The 19,044-nt window shown below is 50.4% G+C and carries 20 protein-coding genes and 1 other annotated feature; of the genes, 6 read left to right on the top strand and 14 right to left on the bottom strand.

All coding sequences use genetic code 11. The features are described 5' to 3' along the window. Window positions 1–35: 35 nt before the first annotated feature. From OGX99_RS21295 to OGX99_RS21310, 4 genes are read left to right on the top strand one after another with little or no spacing between them, the layout of a single operon-like run. Complete coding sequence (locus tag OGX99_RS21295; protein WP_252838328.1) at window positions 36–1,067, top strand: hemin-degrading factor; 1,032 nt, start codon at window positions 36–38, stop codon at window positions 1,065–1,067. Continuing rightward, complete coding sequence (locus tag OGX99_RS21300) at window positions 1,064–1,885, top strand: heme/hemin ABC transporter substrate-binding protein (RefSeq protein WP_187252539.1); 822 nt, start codon at window positions 1,064–1,066, stop codon at window positions 1,883–1,885. The genes OGX99_RS21295 and OGX99_RS21300 overlap by 4 nt, the downstream gene beginning before the upstream one ends. After that, the gene (locus OGX99_RS21305) at window positions 1,885–2,877 is read left to right on the top strand and encodes a FecCD family ABC transporter permease (protein WP_286545020.1); all 993 of its coding nucleotides are present in this window, start codon (window positions 1,885–1,887) and stop codon (window positions 2,875–2,877) included. The genes OGX99_RS21300 and OGX99_RS21305 overlap by 1 nt, the downstream gene beginning before the upstream one ends. Continuing rightward, window positions 2,870–3,649 (top strand): heme ABC transporter ATP-binding protein, encoded by a 780-nt coding sequence (locus tag OGX99_RS21310; RefSeq protein WP_151219023.1) that lies wholly within the window; start codon window positions 2,870–2,872, stop codon window positions 3,647–3,649. Before OGX99_RS21305 ends, OGX99_RS21310 begins: the two co-directional genes overlap by 8 nt. Here OGX99_RS21310 and selO read toward each other — a convergent pair. From selO to thrS, 14 genes are all read right to left on the bottom strand, one after another. Beyond that, window positions 3,646–5,088, bottom strand: a complete 1,443-nt coding sequence (gene selO / locus OGX99_RS21315; protein WP_151219022.1) for a protein adenylyltransferase SelO — start codon at window positions 5,086–5,088, stop codon at window positions 3,646–3,648. The genes OGX99_RS21310 and selO overlap by 4 nt on opposite strands. Window positions 5,089–5,149: 61 nt before the next feature. Next, window positions 5,150–5,863, bottom strand: coding sequence for an EAL domain-containing protein (locus OGX99_RS21320; protein WP_187259540.1), 714 nt, complete (start codon window positions 5,861–5,863; stop codon window positions 5,150–5,152). A gap of 318 nt (window positions 5,864–6,181) precedes the next feature. Then, entirely contained in the window at window positions 6,182–6,646 is a 465-nt protein-coding gene (locus OGX99_RS21325) for a C40 family peptidase (protein ID WP_151219021.1), read from the bottom strand. Window positions 6,647–6,723: 77 nt separating this feature from the next. Beyond that, entirely contained in the window at window positions 6,724–7,473 is a 750-nt protein-coding gene (gene btuD, locus OGX99_RS21330) for a vitamin B12 ABC transporter ATP-binding protein BtuD (RefSeq protein ID WP_151219020.1), read from the bottom strand. Beyond that, window positions 7,473–8,024: a glutathione peroxidase gene (locus OGX99_RS21335; protein WP_151225374.1), complete on the bottom strand. Its 552-nt coding sequence runs from the start codon at window positions 8,022–8,024 to the stop codon at window positions 7,473–7,475. The genes btuD and OGX99_RS21335 overlap by 1 nt, the downstream gene beginning before the upstream one ends. A gap of 60 nt (window positions 8,025–8,084) precedes the next feature. Continuing rightward, complete coding sequence (gene btuC / locus OGX99_RS21340; RefSeq protein ID WP_151225373.1) at window positions 8,085–9,065, bottom strand: vitamin B12 ABC transporter permease BtuC; 981 nt, start codon at window positions 9,063–9,065, stop codon at window positions 8,085–8,087. Between the two features lie 153 nt (window positions 9,066–9,218). Then, window positions 9,219–9,518, bottom strand: coding sequence for an integration host factor subunit alpha (gene ihfA, locus OGX99_RS21345; protein WP_003030571.1), 300 nt, complete (start codon window positions 9,516–9,518; stop codon window positions 9,219–9,221). Window positions 9,519–9,522: 4 nt separating this feature from the next. Continuing rightward, window positions 9,523–11,910 carry a phenylalanine--tRNA ligase subunit beta gene (gene pheT / locus OGX99_RS21350; protein ID WP_187259542.1) on the bottom strand — a complete coding sequence of 796 codons (2,388 nt, stop codon included), beginning with the start codon at window positions 11,908–11,910 and terminating at the stop codon, window positions 9,523–9,525. A 15-nt stretch (window positions 11,911–11,925) separates the two neighbouring features. Further along, window positions 11,926–12,909 (bottom strand): phenylalanine--tRNA ligase subunit alpha, encoded by a 984-nt coding sequence (gene pheS / locus OGX99_RS21355; protein ID WP_103770153.1) that lies wholly within the window; start codon window positions 12,907–12,909, stop codon window positions 11,926–11,928. A 165-nt stretch (window positions 12,910–13,074) separates the two neighbouring features. After that, window positions 13,075–13,199, bottom strand: a sequence feature (Phe leader region). Next, on the bottom strand, window positions 13,150–13,194 hold the full coding sequence (pheM, locus tag OGX99_RS21360; RefSeq protein ID WP_001386830.1) for a pheST operon leader peptide PheM: 45 nt from the start codon (window positions 13,192–13,194) through the stop codon (window positions 13,150–13,152). Its footprint overlaps the feature before it by 45 nt. Window positions 13,200–13,319: 120 nt before the next feature. After that, a complete protein-coding gene (rplT, locus tag OGX99_RS21365; protein WP_003030578.1) occupies window positions 13,320–13,676 on the bottom strand; it encodes a 50S ribosomal protein L20 in 357 nt (118 codons plus the stop codon). A 55-nt stretch (window positions 13,677–13,731) separates the two neighbouring features. Beyond that, a complete protein-coding gene (gene rpmI, locus OGX99_RS21370) occupies window positions 13,732–13,929 on the bottom strand; it encodes a 50S ribosomal protein L35 (RefSeq protein ID WP_003030583.1) in 198 nt (65 codons plus the stop codon). Between the two features lie 96 nt (window positions 13,930–14,025). Continuing rightward, window positions 14,026–14,568: a translation initiation factor IF-3 gene (gene infC / locus OGX99_RS21375; RefSeq protein ID WP_048997935.1), complete on the bottom strand. Its 543-nt coding sequence runs from the start codon at window positions 14,566–14,568 to the stop codon at window positions 14,026–14,028. A gap of 3 nt (window positions 14,569–14,571) precedes the next feature. Beyond that, complete coding sequence (thrS, locus tag OGX99_RS21380) at window positions 14,572–16,500, bottom strand: threonine--tRNA ligase (protein WP_003832572.1); 1,929 nt, start codon at window positions 16,498–16,500, stop codon at window positions 14,572–14,574. A gap of 483 nt (window positions 16,501–16,983) precedes the next feature. On the opposite strand from thrS, the gene OGX99_RS21385 reads away from it, so the two are divergent. Further along, window positions 16,984–18,081 (top strand): acyltransferase family protein, encoded by a 1,098-nt coding sequence (locus tag OGX99_RS21385; protein ID WP_151219017.1) that lies wholly within the window; start codon window positions 16,984–16,986, stop codon window positions 18,079–18,081. A gap of 694 nt (window positions 18,082–18,775) precedes the next feature. After that, window positions 18,776–18,883 (top strand): small membrane protein YniD, encoded by a 108-nt coding sequence (gene yniD / locus OGX99_RS21390; protein ID WP_151219016.1) that lies wholly within the window; start codon window positions 18,776–18,778, stop codon window positions 18,881–18,883. Window positions 18,884–19,044: the final 161 nt, after the last annotated feature.

The following is a 19,044-nucleotide window of genomic DNA, read 5'->3' on the forward strand; positions in this document are numbered from 1 at the left end:
GGTTCGCCGGGGTAGCAATCTGGAAGGAAGAGACAATGAATCATTACACACGCTGGCTGGAACTGAAGAAAGAAAATCCCGGTAAATACGCACGCGATATTGCAGGGTTGATGAATATTAGTGAAGCCGAGCTGACCTTTGCGCGCGTCGGCCATGACGCCTGGCGCTTACGTGGCAAAGTCCGCGAAATCCTCGGCGCACTGGAAGCCGTAGGCGAAACCAAATGCATTTGCCGCAACGAATATGCGGTGCATGAACAGGTTGGCGCTTTTACCAATCAGCACCTGAACGGTCATGCCGGACTGGTTCTTAATCCGCGCGCCCTCGACCTGCGTCTGTTCCTTAATCAGTGGGCAAGCGCCTTCCATATCAGTGAGACCACGGCCCACGGCGAGCGTCAGAGCATTCAGTTCTTTAACCATCAGGGGGATGCGCTGCTGAAAGTCTATGCCACACAGAATACTCTCGTTGAGGAATGGGCTGCGTTGCTGACCCGTTTCATCTTCGCTGAAAACCCGCCACTGGTACTGCAACCTGCTAACACGTCTGCACCAGCCGCCATCACGGTCGATGCGCATACGGTTGATCAAGAGTGGCGAGCCATGACCGATGTACATCAGTTCTTCAGTCTGCTGAAACGCCACGAGCTCACCCGTCAACAGGCATTTAATCTCGTTGGTGACGATCTGGCCTGCAAAGTTTCTAATCGTGCACTGGCGCAGTTACTTGATGCCGCACGCCAGGATGGCAATGAAATTATGGTCTTCGTAGGTAATCGCGGGTGCGTACAGATTTTTACCGGCGTAATAGAAAAACTGGTGTCGATGAAAGGCTGGCTGAATATATTCAACCCGGCATTTACCTTACATCTGCTGGAAGAGAGCGTGGCAGAAACGTGGGTAACGCGCAAACCGACCGCCGATGGCCACGTCACCAGTCTGGAACTGTTTGCTGCCGATGGCACGCAAATCGCCCAGTTGTATGGTCAACGTACGGAAGGCGAACCTGAGCAGACGCAATGGCGCGCACAGATTGACGCGCTCACGCCGAAAGGACTTGCCGCATGAAAAAACTGCTGGTCCTGATTGCTCTGCTGCCCATCGCAGCGCTGGCTGCGCCCGTGGAACGAGTTGTTGCGCTCGGTGGGGATGTCACGGAGATTGTCTACGCGTTGGGCGCACAGTCATCTCTTGTGGCGCTCGACAGCACCAGCCAGTGGCCGGAAGCGGCAACCGCATTGCCGGATGTGGGCTATTTGCGCCAACTCAACGCCGAAGGGATCCTTGCCACCCGCCCTACGCTGGTCCTTGCCAGCGCACAGGCGCAGCCCTCTCTGGCGCTAAAACAGGTTGAGCAGAGCAATGTCAGGGTTGTCACGATCCCGGCAAGCAACGATCTCAACGTGATTGATGAAAAAATCCGCGTCATCGCCGAAGCAACCCACCGGGAGGATGAGGGCGAAACGCTGCGCACCCGCTTACGTCAGGAACTGGCGGCATTGCCGTCATCCGGACTTAACAAACGCGTACTGTTTATTCTCAATCATGGCGGAATGACCGCGATGGCAGCAGGCCAACAAACCGGAGCCGATGCGGCGATTCGTGCCGCCGGTTTGCGCAACGCCATGCAGGGCGTTACCCGCTATCAGCCGATGTCACAAGAAGGCGTCATTGCCAGCCAGCCCGATCTGGTAGTGATTTCACAAGATGGCGTTAAGGCTATGGGTGGCGAAGCGAACCTGTGGGCGCTGTCGGGTCTTGCGCAGACGCCAGCTGGACGGAATAAACAGGTATTGCAGATTGACGATATGGCGCTGCTCGGCTTTAGCATACGCACGCCACAGGCGATATTGCAGCTTCGCGCCAAAGCAGAGCAATTGCCCTGATGTCCCGACGAATCAGTTGTTCTTTATGGGCACTCGCCTTCATGTTGGTCGTGGCAACCATCCTGGCTACCGGTTTTGGCGCGTTGCGCCTGCCGGTAAGTCTGCTTTGGCGCGATGGCGATGAAGCGCTGCGTCAAATTTGGCTCACAATTCGTCTGCCGCGCGTCCTGCTGGCGTTAATCATTGGTGGCGCTCTCGCGCTCGCAGGCTGCGTGATGCAGGGACTGTTTCGCAACCCGCTTGCCGATCCGGGATTGCTGGGCATAAGCAGCGGTGCCGCCTGCGCCGTCGCTTTATGGGTCGTGCTACCTGTCTCTTTACCCGCATTGTTGATGCTGTACGCCCCAATGCTGGCCGCTTTTATTGGCGCCCTGGCGGCAACGGTAGTGATTTTTATCCTCAGCCAACAGCGCGGCGGTTCACTCTCACGTCTGTTACTGGTCGGTATTGCAATTAACGCGCTCTGCGGAGCGGCGGTTGGCGTTTTGTCATGGGTCAGTAATGATGCGCAATTGCGCCAGTTGTCGTTATGGGGGATGGGAAGTCTGGGGGCCGCGCAGTGGTCAACGCTGCTGGCTGTCACGTCACTAACTATCCCGACGGTACTGACCATCTGGCGTCTGGCACCGGCGCTGAACCTGCTGCAGCTGGGTGAAGAAGACGCGCATTATCTCGGTGTAGATGTGCGTAGCGTTCAACGTATTTTGCTACTGTGTAGCGCATTGCTGGTTGCCTCAGCCGTAGCGGTAACCGGTGTCATTGGCTTCATCGGGTTGGTTATCCCACATTTAATGCGTATGTGGCTCGGTTCAGACCATCGGGCCGTTATCCCCGGCTCCGTGCTGGCGGGCGCGTTTTTATTGCTGGTTGCCGACACGCTGGCCCGTACGGCGGTTGCGCCTGCGGAGATGCCAGTCGGTCTGTTAACCAGTCTCCTTGGCGCTCCGTGGTTTTTATGGCTTATTTTTCGTCAGCGAGGACCGCATGGCTGAACATTTCATCGCTGAAGGGCTTCATTATCGTGTGGCTGGCAGATCGGTGATTAACGACGTATCCCTCTCCCTCGCAAAAGGTGAACTGGTGGCGCTCATTGGCCCAAACGGCGCGGGGAAATCCACCCTGCTGCGCCTGATGACCGGTTTTCTGCAACCGGCGAGCGGATGCTGCATGCTGGCGGACAAACCGCTGGATGAATGGCCTCCCCAGACGCTGTCACGACATCGGGCAGTGATGCGCCAGCAAACACGGCTGGGATTTGACTGGCCGGTAGAGGCCGTTATCGCGATGGGACGCGCGCCCTGGACGCCGCGGCCGGAGCCACGACTCATCGCTCAGGTGATGGAAATGACCGGATGCACACCGTTGGCGGGCCGGCAATACGCCGCGCTTTCCGGCGGCGAACAACAGCGCGTACAGTTGGCCCGTGCGCTGGCGCAACTTTGGTGCGACGGTGCGCCTCGTGGCTGGTTATTCCTTGATGAGCCTACTTCGGCGCTGGATCTTTATCACCAGCAGCATTTGTTGCGCCTGCTGAAGACGCTCACCGCGTCACAAGAGCTACATGTGTGTATTGTGCTTCACGATCTGAACCTCGCCGCATTGTGGGCAGACAAAATAGTGCTGCTGCACAACGGCAGGCTGGTGTCGCAGGGAACGCCGGCGGCTGTGTTACAGGCCGATGATCTGCAGCACTGGTACGGTGCTCAGATACACGTTGGTCAGCATCCGGCCACCGTGTCCCCGCAGGTGTTTCTGGCACCTTAGCTCGAACAGCTCACCTCCAGCCGTTTACCCCAGTCAGGAGGACGGCTGACATAGTCATCATCACGATCGACAAACGGAGTACGCAACGCTGAATGCAACCGATGCAGTTCGGCGTAATCCCCCTGCTCCGCCTGACTAATCGCCCGCTGCGCCAGCCAGTTACGTAACACCATTGCCGGATTTGCCGCTTTCATCTGCGTTTGTCTGACCGCATCGGCGATGCCGTCTTGCTGCAGGCGCGCGCGATACCGAGCGAACCAGTCGTCAAACGTCGCGCGGTCGATAAACTCATCGCGCAGCGGGGATTGCGCACTGTGTTGTTCCGTTTGGCAGAGCATGCGAAACGTTCGCGTATAATCGCTTCTTTCTCGCGCCATCAGACTAAACAGTTCGCTAAGCAGATCGTTATCGTTTTTTTGCTCGCTAAAGAAGCCGAGTTTTTGCCGCATCCGCTGACCGTAGCGAGTCAACAGTGCCAGTTGGTAACTGTCCAGCGCATCATTGAGCGCCTCGACCGGGATAAATGGCGACAGGGTTTGCGCCAGACGTTGCAGATTCCACAGCGCCGCGGCTGGTTGATTATCGAAACTGTATCGCCCCTGATTGTCTGAGTGGTTGCAGATAAAATCGGGCACGTAGTCATCAAGAAAACCGAATGGACCGTAATCCATCGTCAGCCCCAGAATCGACATGTTGTCCGTGTTCATCACACCATGCGCGAATCCTATCGCCTGCCAGTCAGCGACTAGTGTTGCAGTACGCGTGACAACATCATTAAACCACAACAGATACTTATCGGCTTCTTCCTGCCATTGCGGCCAGTAATGCCGAATCGCAAAGTCAGCCAGTTGGCGCACTTTTTCCGGCTCGCGACGATAGTAAAAGTGTTCAAAATGGCCAAAGCGCATATGGCTTTGCGCCACACGAATGAGCATCGCTCCTGCTTCTACCGTTTCGCGATACACCGGCGTGTCGCTGGTCACAATCGACAATGCCCGCGTGGTCGGTATGCCCAGATAATGCATCGCTTCGCTGGCCAGGCTCTCGCGAATTGTCGAGCGCAGCACGGCGCGCCCATCTCCCATGCGGGAATAAGGCGTAAGCCCGGCCCCTTTCAGGTGCCAGTCAAGCGTTGAGCCATCCGCAAGTTGTTGTTCGCCTAGTAGGATCCCGCGGCCATCGCCAAGCTGGCCTGCCCAAACACCGAACTGATGCCCGCTATAAACTTGCGCTACAGGCGACATCCCGGGCAGCAGCGATTCGCCTCCCCAAACACCTACACCGGTTGGAATATCAAATAGCGACTCCGGTATCGCTAATTGCTCCACCAGCGCATCGTTATGCCAGATCAGGCGCGCATTTTTCAGGGGAGTAGGCAAAAGAGCTGTATAGGTTGCTGGTAACTCATCACGCCAGCGGGTGGTAAAAGACAGGGTCATAGGGCCTCCTGCCTCTAGTGTAGACTGTTAATAGTCTGTTAAACACCAGCAAATAATAGGGTCATTTCTTAGCGAGCGAAATTATCTGCGCAGGAGGCACGGCAGGCCATAATCCTCCCTGCATGGCACTGAATCCCAGAGGTAATACACGTGCTAACATCTCTGGTGTATCAATACCGCTAATGATGACGGACTCACTACAGGGAGATATCTGCGCCAGGATAGCCCGCATAAATGGCTCAAATGAAATATGTGCAATCCTTTGTTGAACAAAGTTTTTATCCAACACGACGCGTTTGAACAGCCCATCAAAAATTGCCCGGGTAGATATCCCGCCAGCACCATAGTTTGTCAGTACTAATGGAAATCGCGCCGCCAATGCAGCCAGCGTTGGATTCTCTCTTCCATTATTTAACTCTGGAAAGTTTTCATTAATTGCCATTTCCAGAAACGAAAATCGTTCAACTTGTGAAGCAAATTTATCATCTGATAATAAAGTATTAGCAATTGCCGGCGTTAAATTAATCCAGGCAGAAACTTTTCGTTGAATAAAAAAATGTTGGCACGTTTCGATTAAATCAAGCTTTTCGGTAAATAAGCGACATTGCTCATCGTCCGACATCCGAGGCAGTACCAGCTCGGTGGGTATACGCACGCCCCCCTGCTCACTGGCAAAACTGGTGATGATATCAACGTATTCAAGATCGCCTTTTTCGCTTCTCGCAGGAAGAAAAGAAAACTCTGAATGGTATAGCGTATCCAGTGAAACAATCATCGTGCCAGCCCCTCTGCATAGGTGTTATCCGGCATCCTGTAGCAAAGGATGGAGAAATACGTTATTGCTGATGCAAGTAGAGGCTCTTTCATTTTTCCCTTTTTAGCCAGTAAATCGAATCCTTTTTTTTAGCTTATCCTGATTATAAGCGAATATCCAGCTTTGCACTTTTTAATATCTCGGAATAAATCATATTTTTAGCAAAATACGCTCTTAATGCTCAGGGTTATTGTTCGGCTGGCGGCAGAAATAAAAGTTAACTTTCAAATGGTGATGTCGAGGCTGCGCAGTCGTTGGCAGCCTTGTGTCTTATGAGGATTAAATACGTCGCGCCTGCCAAAAGTTTTTACGCCAGTAAACGTTATCCAGTGACGAGCGCATAACTCCGCGACTGGTTGAGGCATGAATAAATTGATTGTTGGTATCGTAAATTCCGACATGCAGACCGCTTTCCCCTGATCCGGTTTTAAAGAAAACCAGATCGCCTGGCAGCAAATCATCTTTATCAATTTCGGTACCAATCTTTGATTGTGTGCGTGTGTCACGCGGGAGTTGCAGATCGAATTTGTCGCGCATTGTCATCAAAACAAATCCAGAACAGTCTACCCCGCTACGACTCATGCCACCGTAACGATAGGGTGTTCCGTGCCAGGTTTGTAGCTGGTCATTCAGACCGGCGATAACGGCGATAGAATCCGACAAGCGAGCATTTGGCGCAGGAGCACGATGGCTGCTGCAGCCCGCCAAAAACAATGCTGTGATGAAAATAAGCCAAAAGCGCATTCAGGAAGAATCCTCTGAATTATATTTTTATACCAATTTAGCGTGGAAATTATATGATTTTCAAGAACCCATTTAACTTAAGTGGTTGATATGAGCATTCTGTGGCCTTCAATGTCCAAACGACGGAAGTTTACGCCATAAGCCGCAGTCAAATTAGCTGGCGTCAGCACTGCATCCCGTGGGCCGCTGGCAAGCAACTTCCCGCGTTTAAGGAGCCAGGCCTTATGCGCATGGCGTAAGGTGTGATTAAGGTCATGGCTGCTCATAACAATCGCGATGCCCTGCAAACACAGCTGACTCAACAACCGATCCAGTGCATTTTGTTGCGCCACGTCCAGGCTGTTCATCGGCTCATCCAGCAGTAAAAGCTGGCCAAAGGGATTCGCTTGCGGGCAAATCTGCAGGATAACCGCTGCCAGGCGCACGCGCTGCCATTCTCCGCCGGAGAGCTGATTCACACTACGTGGCAGCTTATCTCCAAGCCCAAGCGTATCGGCGACGTCCTGTAGCTGATCGGTACGTGCTTTATCTGGTTGATGCAGCGTCAGAAAATGCCAGACCGGCATCGCAAACGGCGGGTTTTGCTGTTGCGCAAGATAGGCACGATATTGCGCCAGCTTTGCCGCTGGCCATTCGTCCAACAACATATCACCAAAGGTGATACTGCCTTCTCCGGTCGTCAGACCCGCCATCCGCGCCAACAGCGTGCTCTTTCCGGCGCCGTTAGGGCCCACTAAATGCAGGATCTCCCCCGCTTTTATCTCACCGGAAAGCGGGCCGAGCCGGGTTGATTCCGCTACGTCCTGTAGCTGCATCAATCGAGACATTAGTTTACCAGCGCCTTCTTGATAGACTGCACCAGGATGGGATCCTCAGGCGTCATATCGGGTGAGAATCGTTGCAATACCTGACCATCTCGCCCCACTAAAAACTTCTCGAAATTCCACAAAATATCGTCCGGGTAGAGCGGCGCCCGACCTTTACTCGCCATGCGCTCATAGAATCCGCTCTCCACAGGCGTAGTGGCTGTTGGCGCGGCATCAATCAGTTTCTGATACAGTGGATGGCGTCCCTCGCCGTTAACGTCAATCTTGCTGAACATCGGGAAGGTAACCCCCCAGGTAGTACTGCAGTACGTTTTGATTTCCTCTTCGCTGCCCGGCTCCTGGCCCAGAAACTGGTTGCAAGGGAATCCAAGTACGGTGAAACCCTGCTGATGCCAGGTTTTCTGTAGGTTCTCCAGTTGCTCATATTGCGGCGTCAACCCACATTTTGACGCCACGTTGACAATTAACAGCACATTTCCGGAATACGGCTGCAGTGAGGTAACCTCACCGTCGATGGTGATCACTTCTGTATCGAGGATAGTGTTTTGCATAGCATCTCCAGAACAACAAGTGGATTTTCAGTTTTTAATCATAGACCGAACCAACACGTTCTAGCGCGCGGCTTTTAGCAATAGCCAGATAAATACCGGTGCGCCCATGGTGGCCGTCACCACGCCGATAGGCAGCTCAGCCGAGGCCAACACCAGACGCGCGACAACATCAGCTAACAGTAATACGATAGCGCCAGCCAACGCACAGCCCGGCAGTAACACGCGATGATCGGTTAAACCGCACAGCCGCAGAATATGTGGGATCACAAGCCCAATAAAGCCAATCGCCCCCGCCAGCGCCACGCTGACGCCAACCATCCAGCCCGTAGCGACAACCAGCAGATTACGCCAGAACCACAATGGCAGCCCCAGCTGGCGTGCAGAAGTCTCCCCCAGCGCCAGCATATTCATCGGCTGCGACTGACAGCAGATCCACACCAGTACTGGGATCAGCGCCACCATTAGCCAGGCCTGATGCCAGTCGACGCCGCCGAAACCTCCCATCATCCAGTACATCAGCTGTCGCAAATCGAAAGACGTGGAAAAATAGATGGCCCATGTCATTAGCGCGCTACAGATAATTCCCAGCGCCACCCCCGCCAACAGCAGGCGGCTGGTAGACAAATGGCGACGGGCGAAACGGAGCAAAATAAGCGTGATAATCAGCGCCCCGGCGATGGCGCATAAACCCAACGCCCAGCCTGGAAGCTGGCCCTGTCCCAGCAGCACTGCCGCGATGAGTCCTACCCCTGCACCGTTAGACACGCCCAATAACCCAGGCTCCGCCAGCGGGTTTTCAAACAGAGCTTGCATCACTGCGCCAGATAAGGCCAACGCAGCGCCTACCAGCAAAACGGCCAGGGTTCGGGGAAGTCGGATTTGCCAGACGAACAGATCGCCGCGGGCACTGAACCAGTCGCCAGGGGCGATCCACTGTTCTCCTGCGCACAAACTTAGAATCGTTGCCAGCAGCATCAGTACTGACAGTGACAATATCCAGCGCACATTTCGTCGCTGCTGTAGATGGGCGAAAGTCAGCATGTTTTCCATTCTGCTGAAAAGAGATGAAGGTGATTCTACGGTGCTGATTCGGTAGTGAAAAGGAAAAAGGCCGCAGAGCGGCCTTTTTAGTTATATATCATGGTTTGCGCTGCCGCTTTGATGGCAGAGCAAGTGACTTAGCTGATCGTTAAATCACTCTTCTTTGGGCGTTGCGTTTTCGACTCGGCTTTTTAACTTCTGTCCGGGTCTGAAGGTCACCACGCGCCGTGCTGTAATGGGAATATCTTCGCCCGTTTTCGGGTTACGTCCCGGACGTTGATTCTTATCACGCAGATCGAAGTTACCAAAACCAGAGAGTTTTACCTGCTCACCATTTTCCAGAGCACGACGGATCTCTTCGAAAAACAGCTCGACCAGTTCTTTGGCATCCCGCTTGCTAAGCCCAAGCTTATCAAACAGATATTCTGACATTTCAGCTTTTGTAAGCGCCATAGGTTCAATCCCTCAATGATGCCTGGAATCGCTCTTTTAATGCCCCTACACATTTGGCGACGGTAGCGGCAATCTCCTCTTCTTCAAGTGTACGGCTGGTATCCTGAAGGATCAGGCTGATAGCGAGGCTCTTATAACCCTCCGCAACACCCTTACCGCGGTACACGTCAAATAAGTTTACGCCAACTACCTGATTTACGCCAACTTTCTTACACTCGGATAAAATATCCGCAGCGGGAACGTTTTCTGCCACAACAACTGCGATGTCGCGACGGTTCGCCGGGAAGCGAGAAACTTCACGCGCCTGAGGCACCACGCGGTCTGCGAGCTTATTCCACTCCAGTTCAAACACCAGAGTGCGACCGTTCAGATCCAGTTTACGTTCCAGTTCAGGATGAACAACCCCAATGAAACCAATGCGTTCACCTTTCAGATAAATCGCCGCAGATTGACCTGGATGCAGGGCTGGATTTGCTTCAGCTTTGAACTGAATGTCCGCCAGTTTGCCGGTCAGGTCGAGCACCGCCTCCAGATCGCCTTTCAGATCATAGAAATCAACGGTCTCTTTTGCCAGATTCCAGTGTTCATCATGACGGTTACCGCAGATCACACCCGCCAGCATCAGATCCTGACGGATCCCGAGGTTGGCCTGCGTATCCGGTACAAAACGTAAACCCGTTTCGAAAATACGCACGCGGTTCTGCTGACGGTTCTGGTTATACACTACTGTAGACAGCAGGCCTGTCCACAGGGACAAACGCATTGCCGACATATCAATAGAGATTGGACTTGGCAGCAGCAGCGCTTCTTCTCCTGGATGCAGCAGCGCCTGAACTTTCGGGTCGACAAAGCTGTAGGTAATAACTTCCTGATAGCCTTTATCATTCAGCATGGTTTTCACACGTTTCAGCGATAAATCCGCTTCACGATGCGTACCCATGATAAGTCCCGCCTGAATTGGCGTATTCGGGATATTGTCATAACCGTACACGCGGGCGACTTCTTCGACCAGGTCCTCTTCGATCTCCATGTCGAAACGCCAGCTTGGGGCTACCGCTTTCCACTCATCTTGCCCTTCCGTAACGTCACAACCCAGACGACGCAGAATATCGCTCACCTGCTCATCCGCAATATGGTGCCCAATCAGACGATCAAGTTTGCTACGACGAAGCGTAATAGTTGCGCGTTTTGGCAGCGTGGCTTCGTTCGTCACGTCAATAATTGGACCCGCTTCACCACCGCAGATATCAATCAGCAGGCGCGTAGCGCGTTCCATGGCTTTATGTTGCAGCGCAGGATCGACACCGCGCTCATAGCGGTGAGACGCATCGGTGTGCAGGCCGTGACGACGTGCGCGACCGGTAATAGACAGCGGGCTGAAGAATGCGCATTCCAGCAGGACGTTTTGCGTTTCATCATTCACACCGGAGTGTTCGCCGCCAAAGATACCGCCCATCGCCAGCGCTTTGTTATGGTCTGCAATCACCAGCGTATCCGCGTTCAGCTTCGCTTCGCTGCCGTCCAGCAATACCAAGGTTTCCCCCTCTTTTGCCATACGGACAACAATCCCACCTTCAATGCGATCTTTGTCGAAAGCATGCATTGGCTGACCCAGTTCGAGCAGCACATAGTTCGTTACGTCAACCACGGCATCAATAGAGCGGATCCCGCAACGACGCAGTTTTTCTTTCATCCACAGCGGGGTTGGCGCTTTAACGTTGATGCCCTTCACCACACGGCCCAGATAGCGTGGGCAGGCTTCCACAGCTTCGACCTGAATCGGCAGGACGTCGCTAATGGTTGCGGCTACTGGTGCCATTTCCGGCTCAACCAGCGGAGCTTTGTTCAGCACAGCAACATCACGTGCGACACCGATAATCCCTAAGCAGTCGGCACGGTTCGGGGTGACGCTAATTTCGATAGTATTATCGTCAAGCTTCAGATATTCACGGATATCCGTACCAATTGGCGCATCGGCTGGCAGTTCGATAATACCGTTATGATCGTCGGAAATGCCCAGCTCGGAAAACGAACACAGCATACCTTCAGACGGCTCACCGCGCAGTTTCGCGGCTTTGATTTTAAAATCGCCCGGCAGAACGGCACCAACGGTTGCCACGGCCACTTTCAGCCCCTGACGGCAGTTTGGCGCGCCGCAGACGATATCCAGCAGGCGCTCGCCGCCTACATTCACTTTGGTGACGCGCAGTTTATCAGCGTTCGGGTGCTGAGCGCACTCAACCACTTCGCCCACTACAACGCCGTTGAACGCGCCGGAAACAGGATCCACACCGTCAACTTCCAGACCCGCCATCGTGATTTGGTTTGACAGCGCATCGCTATCAATCGCCGGGTTTACCCATTCGCGTAACCACAGTTCACTGAATTTCATTGTTTTATCCTGCCCTTATTTAAACTGTTTGAGGAAACGCAGATCGTTTTCGAAGAAAGAGCGCAGATCGGTCACGCCGTAACGCAGCATGGTCAGACGCTCCATACCCATGCCGAATGCAAAGCCAGAGTATATTTCCGGATCGATGCCGACATTACGCAGCACGTTCGGGTGAACCATTCCGCAACCCAGCACTTCCAGCCATTTACCGTTTTTGCCCATCACGTCCACTTCCGCAGAAGGTTCGGTGAACGGGAAGTAGGAAGGACGGAAACGAACCTGCAGGTCTTCTTCAAAGAAGTTGCGCAGGAAATCGTGCAGCGTACCTTTCAGATTGGTGAAGTTGATGTTGGTATCAACAATCAGCCCTTCCATCTGATGGAACATCGGGGTGTGCGTCTGATCGTAGTCGTTACGATATACGCGACCCGGGGCGATAATACGAATCGGTGGCTGTTTTTCCTTCATGGTGCGGATCTGCACGCCGGAAGTCTGTGTGCGCAGCAGACGCGTCGCATCAAACCAGAAAGTGTCGTGGTCAGCGCGCGCCGGGTGATGGCCAGGAATATTCAGTGCATCGAAGTTGTGATAGTCATCTTCGATTTCCGGACCGGTCGCCACGGTAAAGCCCAGCTCACCGAAGAAACTTTCAATACGGTCGATAGTACGTGTTACCGGATGCAAACCGCCGTTTTCGATGCGACGCCCTGGCAGGGAGATATCGATCGTTTCTTCAGCCAGACGTGCATTCAGCGCAGCACTTTCTAATTCGGCTTTACGCGCGTTGAGCGCTTGCTGAACCTGCTCTTTGGCTTCGTTTATCACCGCACCTGCAGCCGGACGCTCTTCCGCCGGCAGTTCGCGCAGGGTAGTCATCTGAAGGGTCAGATGCCCTTTCTTGCCCAAATATTCGACGCGGACATTGTCTAACGCGGCAACATCTGAAGCCTGGTTAATGGCGGCCGTTGCACTGGCAACCAGCTCTGCGAGATGTGACATGGTTTTCCTCGTTATGTTGCGATATTCACTAGTCGCTCGTAAATACGCAAAATCATTCAAGTTGTGTCACGGCGGCAAAAGAGCAAACCCTCAGGAACGAACATCAGTACGTGACTGGGGTAAGCGAATGCAGCCAACACAGAGACAACTTGAAGGATGACGCGTATAAAAAAAGCCTCCACCAGGGAGGCTTTTAGGCGCTGTTTTCCGTTTCTTCTTTCACGCGCAAGCCTCCTGAGTTCAGGTGCTAAAGTAAAAGAAGAAGCGGAAAATAGCAGCATTCATGCTTGCGTTACCTTGTGTGGTAAAAACCGGACAACCTTTATTGAAAAGGCTTACGAATAAATTGTCAACCAATTGATTGCACTACAAATAAAAGAGAGGGAGCCAGGCTCCCTCTTTTCACCGGCTTATGCCAGAGCTGCTTTCGCTTTTTCGACCAGAGCGGTGAACGCTACTTTGTCGAATACTGCGATGTCAGCCAGGATCTTACGGTCGATTTCAACAGAGGCTTTTTTCAGGCCGTTGATGAATTTGCTGTAAGAAATACCGTTCTGACGTGCTGCTGCGTTGATACGCGCAATCCACAGTTGACGGAACTGACGCTTTTTCTGACGACGGTCACGATAAGCGTACTGACCAGCTTTGATAACAGCCTGGAAGGCAACGCGGTATACGCGAGAACGCGCACCGTAGTAGCCTTTAGCTTGTTTCAAAATTTTCTTGTGACGTGCACGGGCAACTACACCACGTTTTACGCGAGCCATATGTGCTCTCCTGTATCTATATTCTTAGTAAAAAAATTAATTAAACGTTAACGGCTTATGCGTACGGCAGGCACGCGATAACCAGACCCAGATCGCCTTTAGACACGAGGCCTTTTGGACGCAGGTGACGTTTACGCTTAGTAGATTTTTTGGTCAGAATATGACGCAGGTTTGCGTGCTTACGCTTAAATCCACCACCACCGGTTTTTTTGAAGCGCTTAGCAGCACCGCGTACGGTCTTAATTTTTGGCATTTTAATAACTTCCACTTCGCATTGTTAATAAACGAAACGTAGGCGAACAACGGCTGTGGAACCCGCAGGCTCCACAGACATTGCTACTTGAAGGCCTTACTGTTTCTTCTTAGGAGCGAGCACCATGATCATCTGGCGGCCTTCGATCTTCGTTGGGAAGGATTCGACTACTGCCAGTTCACTCAGATCGTCACGGACGCGGTTAAGCACTTCCATACCGATCTGTTGGTGGGCCATTTCACGACCGCGAAAACGCAGCGTGATCTTAGCCTTATCGCCATCTTCCAGAAAGCGTACCAGGCTGCGGAGTTTTACCTGGTAATCGCCATCGTCGGTACCAGGACGGAATTTAATTTCCTTAACCTGGATAACTTTTTGCTTTTTCTTCTGTTCCTTAGAAGACTTACTCTTTTCATAAAGGAACTTGCCGTAGTCCATAATACGACAAACTGGCGGTTCGGCGTTAGGGCTGATTTCAACTAAATCTACTCCAGCTTCTTCAGCTTTTTCGATCGCTTCTCTCAGACTCACAATACCCAAAGCTTCGCCTTCCAGACCTGTTAAGCGAACTTCCAGGGCGCGAATCTCGCCATTGATACGATTCGGACGTGCCGTTTGAACTCGTTTTCCGCCTTTAATACCTTATTCCTCCAGTTGTTGAAGACTGCGGCTGCGAATCTCTTGTTGCAGCTTCTCAATCACTTCATTTACGTCCAGGCTGCCCAAGTCTTTGCCACGACGGGTGCGCACGGCAACTTTGCCTGCTTCTACCTCTTTGTCGCCACAGACCAACATGTAAGGGACACGACGTAAAGTGTGCTCGCGGATTTTAAAGCCAATCTTCTCATTTCTCAAGTCTGCTTTTACACGAATACCCGCATTTTGTAGTTTCTGCGTTAATTCGTTAACGTATTCAGACTGAGAATCGGTGATGTTCATGACCACAACCTGAACTGGCGCAAGCCAGGTCGGGAAGAAGCCAGCGAACTCTTCGGTCAGGATACCGATGAAACGTTCCATCGACCCAAGAATTGCGCGGTGAATCATAACCGGCACCTGACGCTCGTTGTTTTCGCCAACATAAGAGGCGCTTAAACGGGACGGCAGAGAGAAGTCCAGCTGTACAGTACCGCACTGCCATGCACGATCGAGGCAGTCATACAGGGTAAATTCAATTTTCGGACCGTAGAATGCGCCCTCACCCAGTTGGAACTCAAACGGGATGTTGTTTTCTTCCAGCGCAACGGCCAGGTCAGCTTCAGCACGGTCCCACATTTCATCGCTACCGATACGTTTTTCGGGGCGAGTGGACAGTTTGACGACGATCTTCTCGAAGCCAAAGGTGCTGTACATATCGTAGACCATACGAATACAGGCGTTAACTTCATCACGGATCTGCTCTTCTGTACAGAAGATATGCGCATCATCCTGAGTGAAGCCACGAACACGCATCAGGCCATGCAGCGCGCCTGACGGCTCATTACGGTGGCAGCTACCAAACTCGGCCATACGCAGCGGCAGATCGCGATAGGACTTCAGACCCTGATTAAAGATCTGCACGTGACCCGGGCAGTTCATGGGCTTAATGCAGTACTCACGGTTCTCAGAGGAGGTCGTGAACATCGCATCTTTGTAGTTATCCCAGTGACCTGTTTTTTCCCACAGCACACGGTCCATCATGAACGGACCTTTCACTTCCTGATACTGGTATTCTTTCAGTTTTGAACGAACGAAGACTTCCAGTTCACGGAAGATAGTCCAGCCATCATTGTGCCAGAACACCATACCCGGCGCCTCTTCCTGCATATGATACAGGTCAAGTTGCTTACCGATTTTACGGTGGTCGCGTTTGGCCGCTTCTTCCAGACGTTGCAGGTAGGCATTCAGGGCTTTTTTATCTGCCCATGCAGTACCATAAATACGCTGCAGCATCTTGTTATTGCTGTCGCCACGCCAGTATGCCCCTGCGGTCTTCATCAGTTTGAAGTGATGGCAGAAACGCATGTTCGGCACGTGCGGGCCACGGCACATATCGACATATTCTTCATGATGGTACAAGCCAGGCTTGTCATCATGGGCAATGTTTTCATCAAGAATGGAGACTTTATAGGTCTCGCCACGCTTCACGAAGGTTTCACGCGCTTCGTACCAGCTAACTTTCTTCTTAATGACATCGTAGTTTTTCTCAGCGAGCTCGTGCATCCGCTTCTCGAGCGCGTCGACGTCTTCCTGGGTTAACGTACGGTCAAGATCGATATCGTAGTAAAAACCGTTATCAACAACCGGTCCGATCGCCATTTTGGTGTGCGGCCAGAGTTGTTTGATCGCGTGCCCTAACAGGTGCGCACAGGAGTGACGAATGATCTCCAGACCTTCTTCATCCTTCGCGGTGATGATGGAGAGCTTCGCATCATGCTCAATCAGATCGGAAGCATCTACCAGCTCACCGTCAACACGGCCAGCAATAGTGGCTTTCGCCAGACCTGGACCGATGTCCAGCGCAACATCCATGGGGCTTACAGCGTGGTCGTAATGGCGTTGGCTGCCATCAGGAAGAGTAATAACAGGCATGTTATATCCTTATTTGCAGTGGTGACCCACACGTAAGATCACATACAAAGAGAAAATTTATTTGTTTACAGTAAGTTGTGCAACCATCTAACCAACAATCGCTAAATTGGTACACAATCTGGCACACAAATGAAAAACTGACATCCTCAGTCCCTCACTCGGTAAACCGATGGTAACACTAAAAAAGTGGTGATTGCACCACTCTGTTTCACATTGCTTCAAATTGTCTTGCAACGATAACTATGATCGACTAAGAGAAGAGTAAGCAAAGCCTTGCAAGCCGGTGCAAAGCTCTGTGTGTGCAGCATTTGTCTGAAAGATTTGTGGAGACGATGCTCTTCTTGGAGGGGCGCTTGATGTGAATGTAGATTAGGCAATCTTATCAATGATTTTATTATCAAGATAACTCATTAATTATTAGACATATAATTATGGTCCATGATAAAATTCCGAAGTTTATCTTAACGCATTAAGAGTACACGCATGTTATTGTCCTTACAGTATTTGAGAGGAATTGCCTCGCTATTAGTGGTTCTTTACCATGCAAGAGGCGAAATAAGTAATGTATATGCCCAAAGCAATTTAGGTGAATTGCTTTTTGGGAATGGTTATATTGGCGTTGACTTATTTTTCATGATAAGCGGGTTTGTTATTATGTTATCTACTGAAAAGGATAAGTCAGCTTTCTCATTCATAATAAAAAGATTATTTAGAATTTACCCTGTTTATTTAGTCTGCTTGTTCGTTTTAGTTTTTATTCAAGACAGGCCAATAGACATCAACGTAATAAAATCTTTATTTTTTGTAAATCTTGATTTGTTTTCAGAAGCTCCGTGGTTTGGGTATACAATTATATTCACAGCATGGACATTGATGTTTGAGATCATCTTCTACATACTTTTCTATATTTCATTGGCTTTATCATGGAAATATAGAGGATATATTTCCATGTTGTTAATTTCTTCTATCGTATTAGGAACGAATTTCTATTTTAATGGCAGTGTTAATTTTAGTGGATATTCCAGCATAATTATTAGCCCCAATCAAGAGCATAGTGTTATGTTAGGAATAGCTAGAGTTTTTTCATCTCCTATGTTTTTTGAGTTTGTTATTGGGATAATTATTTATAAAATATACAACTCAGCTAAAATAAACATAAGTAATGATTACATACGAATTATTACAATTGTATCTATAGCTTTATTTTCATACTTTTATGTTACAGGGTACAATGGAGGCCATGGACCTTTGAACTGCGGAGTCTATGCAGCACTTCTGTTATTAGCATTAGTTCTCTTTGAGAAGACGTGTAAAGTGAAAAATTCAGCAACACTAAGCTATTTTGGGAATATTTCATATTCATTGTATCTGACTCACGCTCTCGTCATGAACATATTACCAACCGGTATAATTGCTGGTTCGCTGTACTCTCAAGCTCATGGATTCTCAAATTTATACCTGATACTATTATCTTCCATTTTTATTTCAACCATTCTTTACTATACGATAGAATTATATTTTGTGAAGTTTGCCAGATTAATACTTAATACCACTGCGACAAAAAAAATACATCAAATTTAATTTGTGAGGTTATAGGTGCATGGGTTCATAAATATGTTTCCATAAAGATATTAGACACCAATAAGCATACTGGCTTTATGAGAATGGAGATTACCCCATCCTCTCATAAAGCCATGCAACAGATTCAATATTTATGCTCGATATGCAATTATCGCAAGAAGCTTTTCACTCATCCCCGGCATCTGGATGCTTTTTTACAACAAAATCTGTAGAACCAACATTAATAATGTTGTACAGTGGCTGAGTTCACACCCGATGCAACCTGAACAATAATACCTATGTATAAATGGCCCATCTCCACATGACTGCACTACAACTTTTTATTCCAGGAACTGCAACGGACGTTGCGAATGTTCCACAGTTATAAACAATTGTAGTGACAATAGTCGCACTTCCTTAAACCTTGGTGAGAATACCAACTAGTGAATCGCAACGGATTTCACAAACACCTCAGAATCATCAAAAAGGTATGGGCTGATTCCCGCTTCACTCTGCGAAATATGTCACTGGTTTCCTGAATGGCTACACTGGACCTACACCCGCTTTTTGATAACACCGTTTGACAGTGTACACGGCATTAGGATGCGATCAAAGCAACAATCAACGTGCACTCTATGATGTAAATCAATTCACTGACACCCTGACGTCTTTGTTACACTTACAGAAAGTCATTTAACCAGAGCAGGAAAAAACAATGCCAAAAAACCGCTTTGCGAAGAAACACTGGAAGATGGTGGTGATCCTGCTGGTTATTTGTGCAGCAATGCTGATACTGCGTTGGGCAGCGATGATCTGGGGTTAAAATACTGGTCGCTGTTCTGGTTCCATTGTATTTATCAACTAAATCGAATTCGTCTAAAAAATAGCGCGTTATTGATAAGTATTAAAAATAAAACACAGATTAACTATTAAATTAACTTAACGTTAATAGATAAAAGCCGGGCCAATTATTTGACCCGGTTT

The organism is Citrobacter sp. Cu096 (assembly GCF_030332285.1).
GTDB classification, from domain to species: domain Bacteria; phylum Pseudomonadota; class Gammaproteobacteria; order Enterobacterales; family Enterobacteriaceae; genus Citrobacter; species Citrobacter meridianamericanus.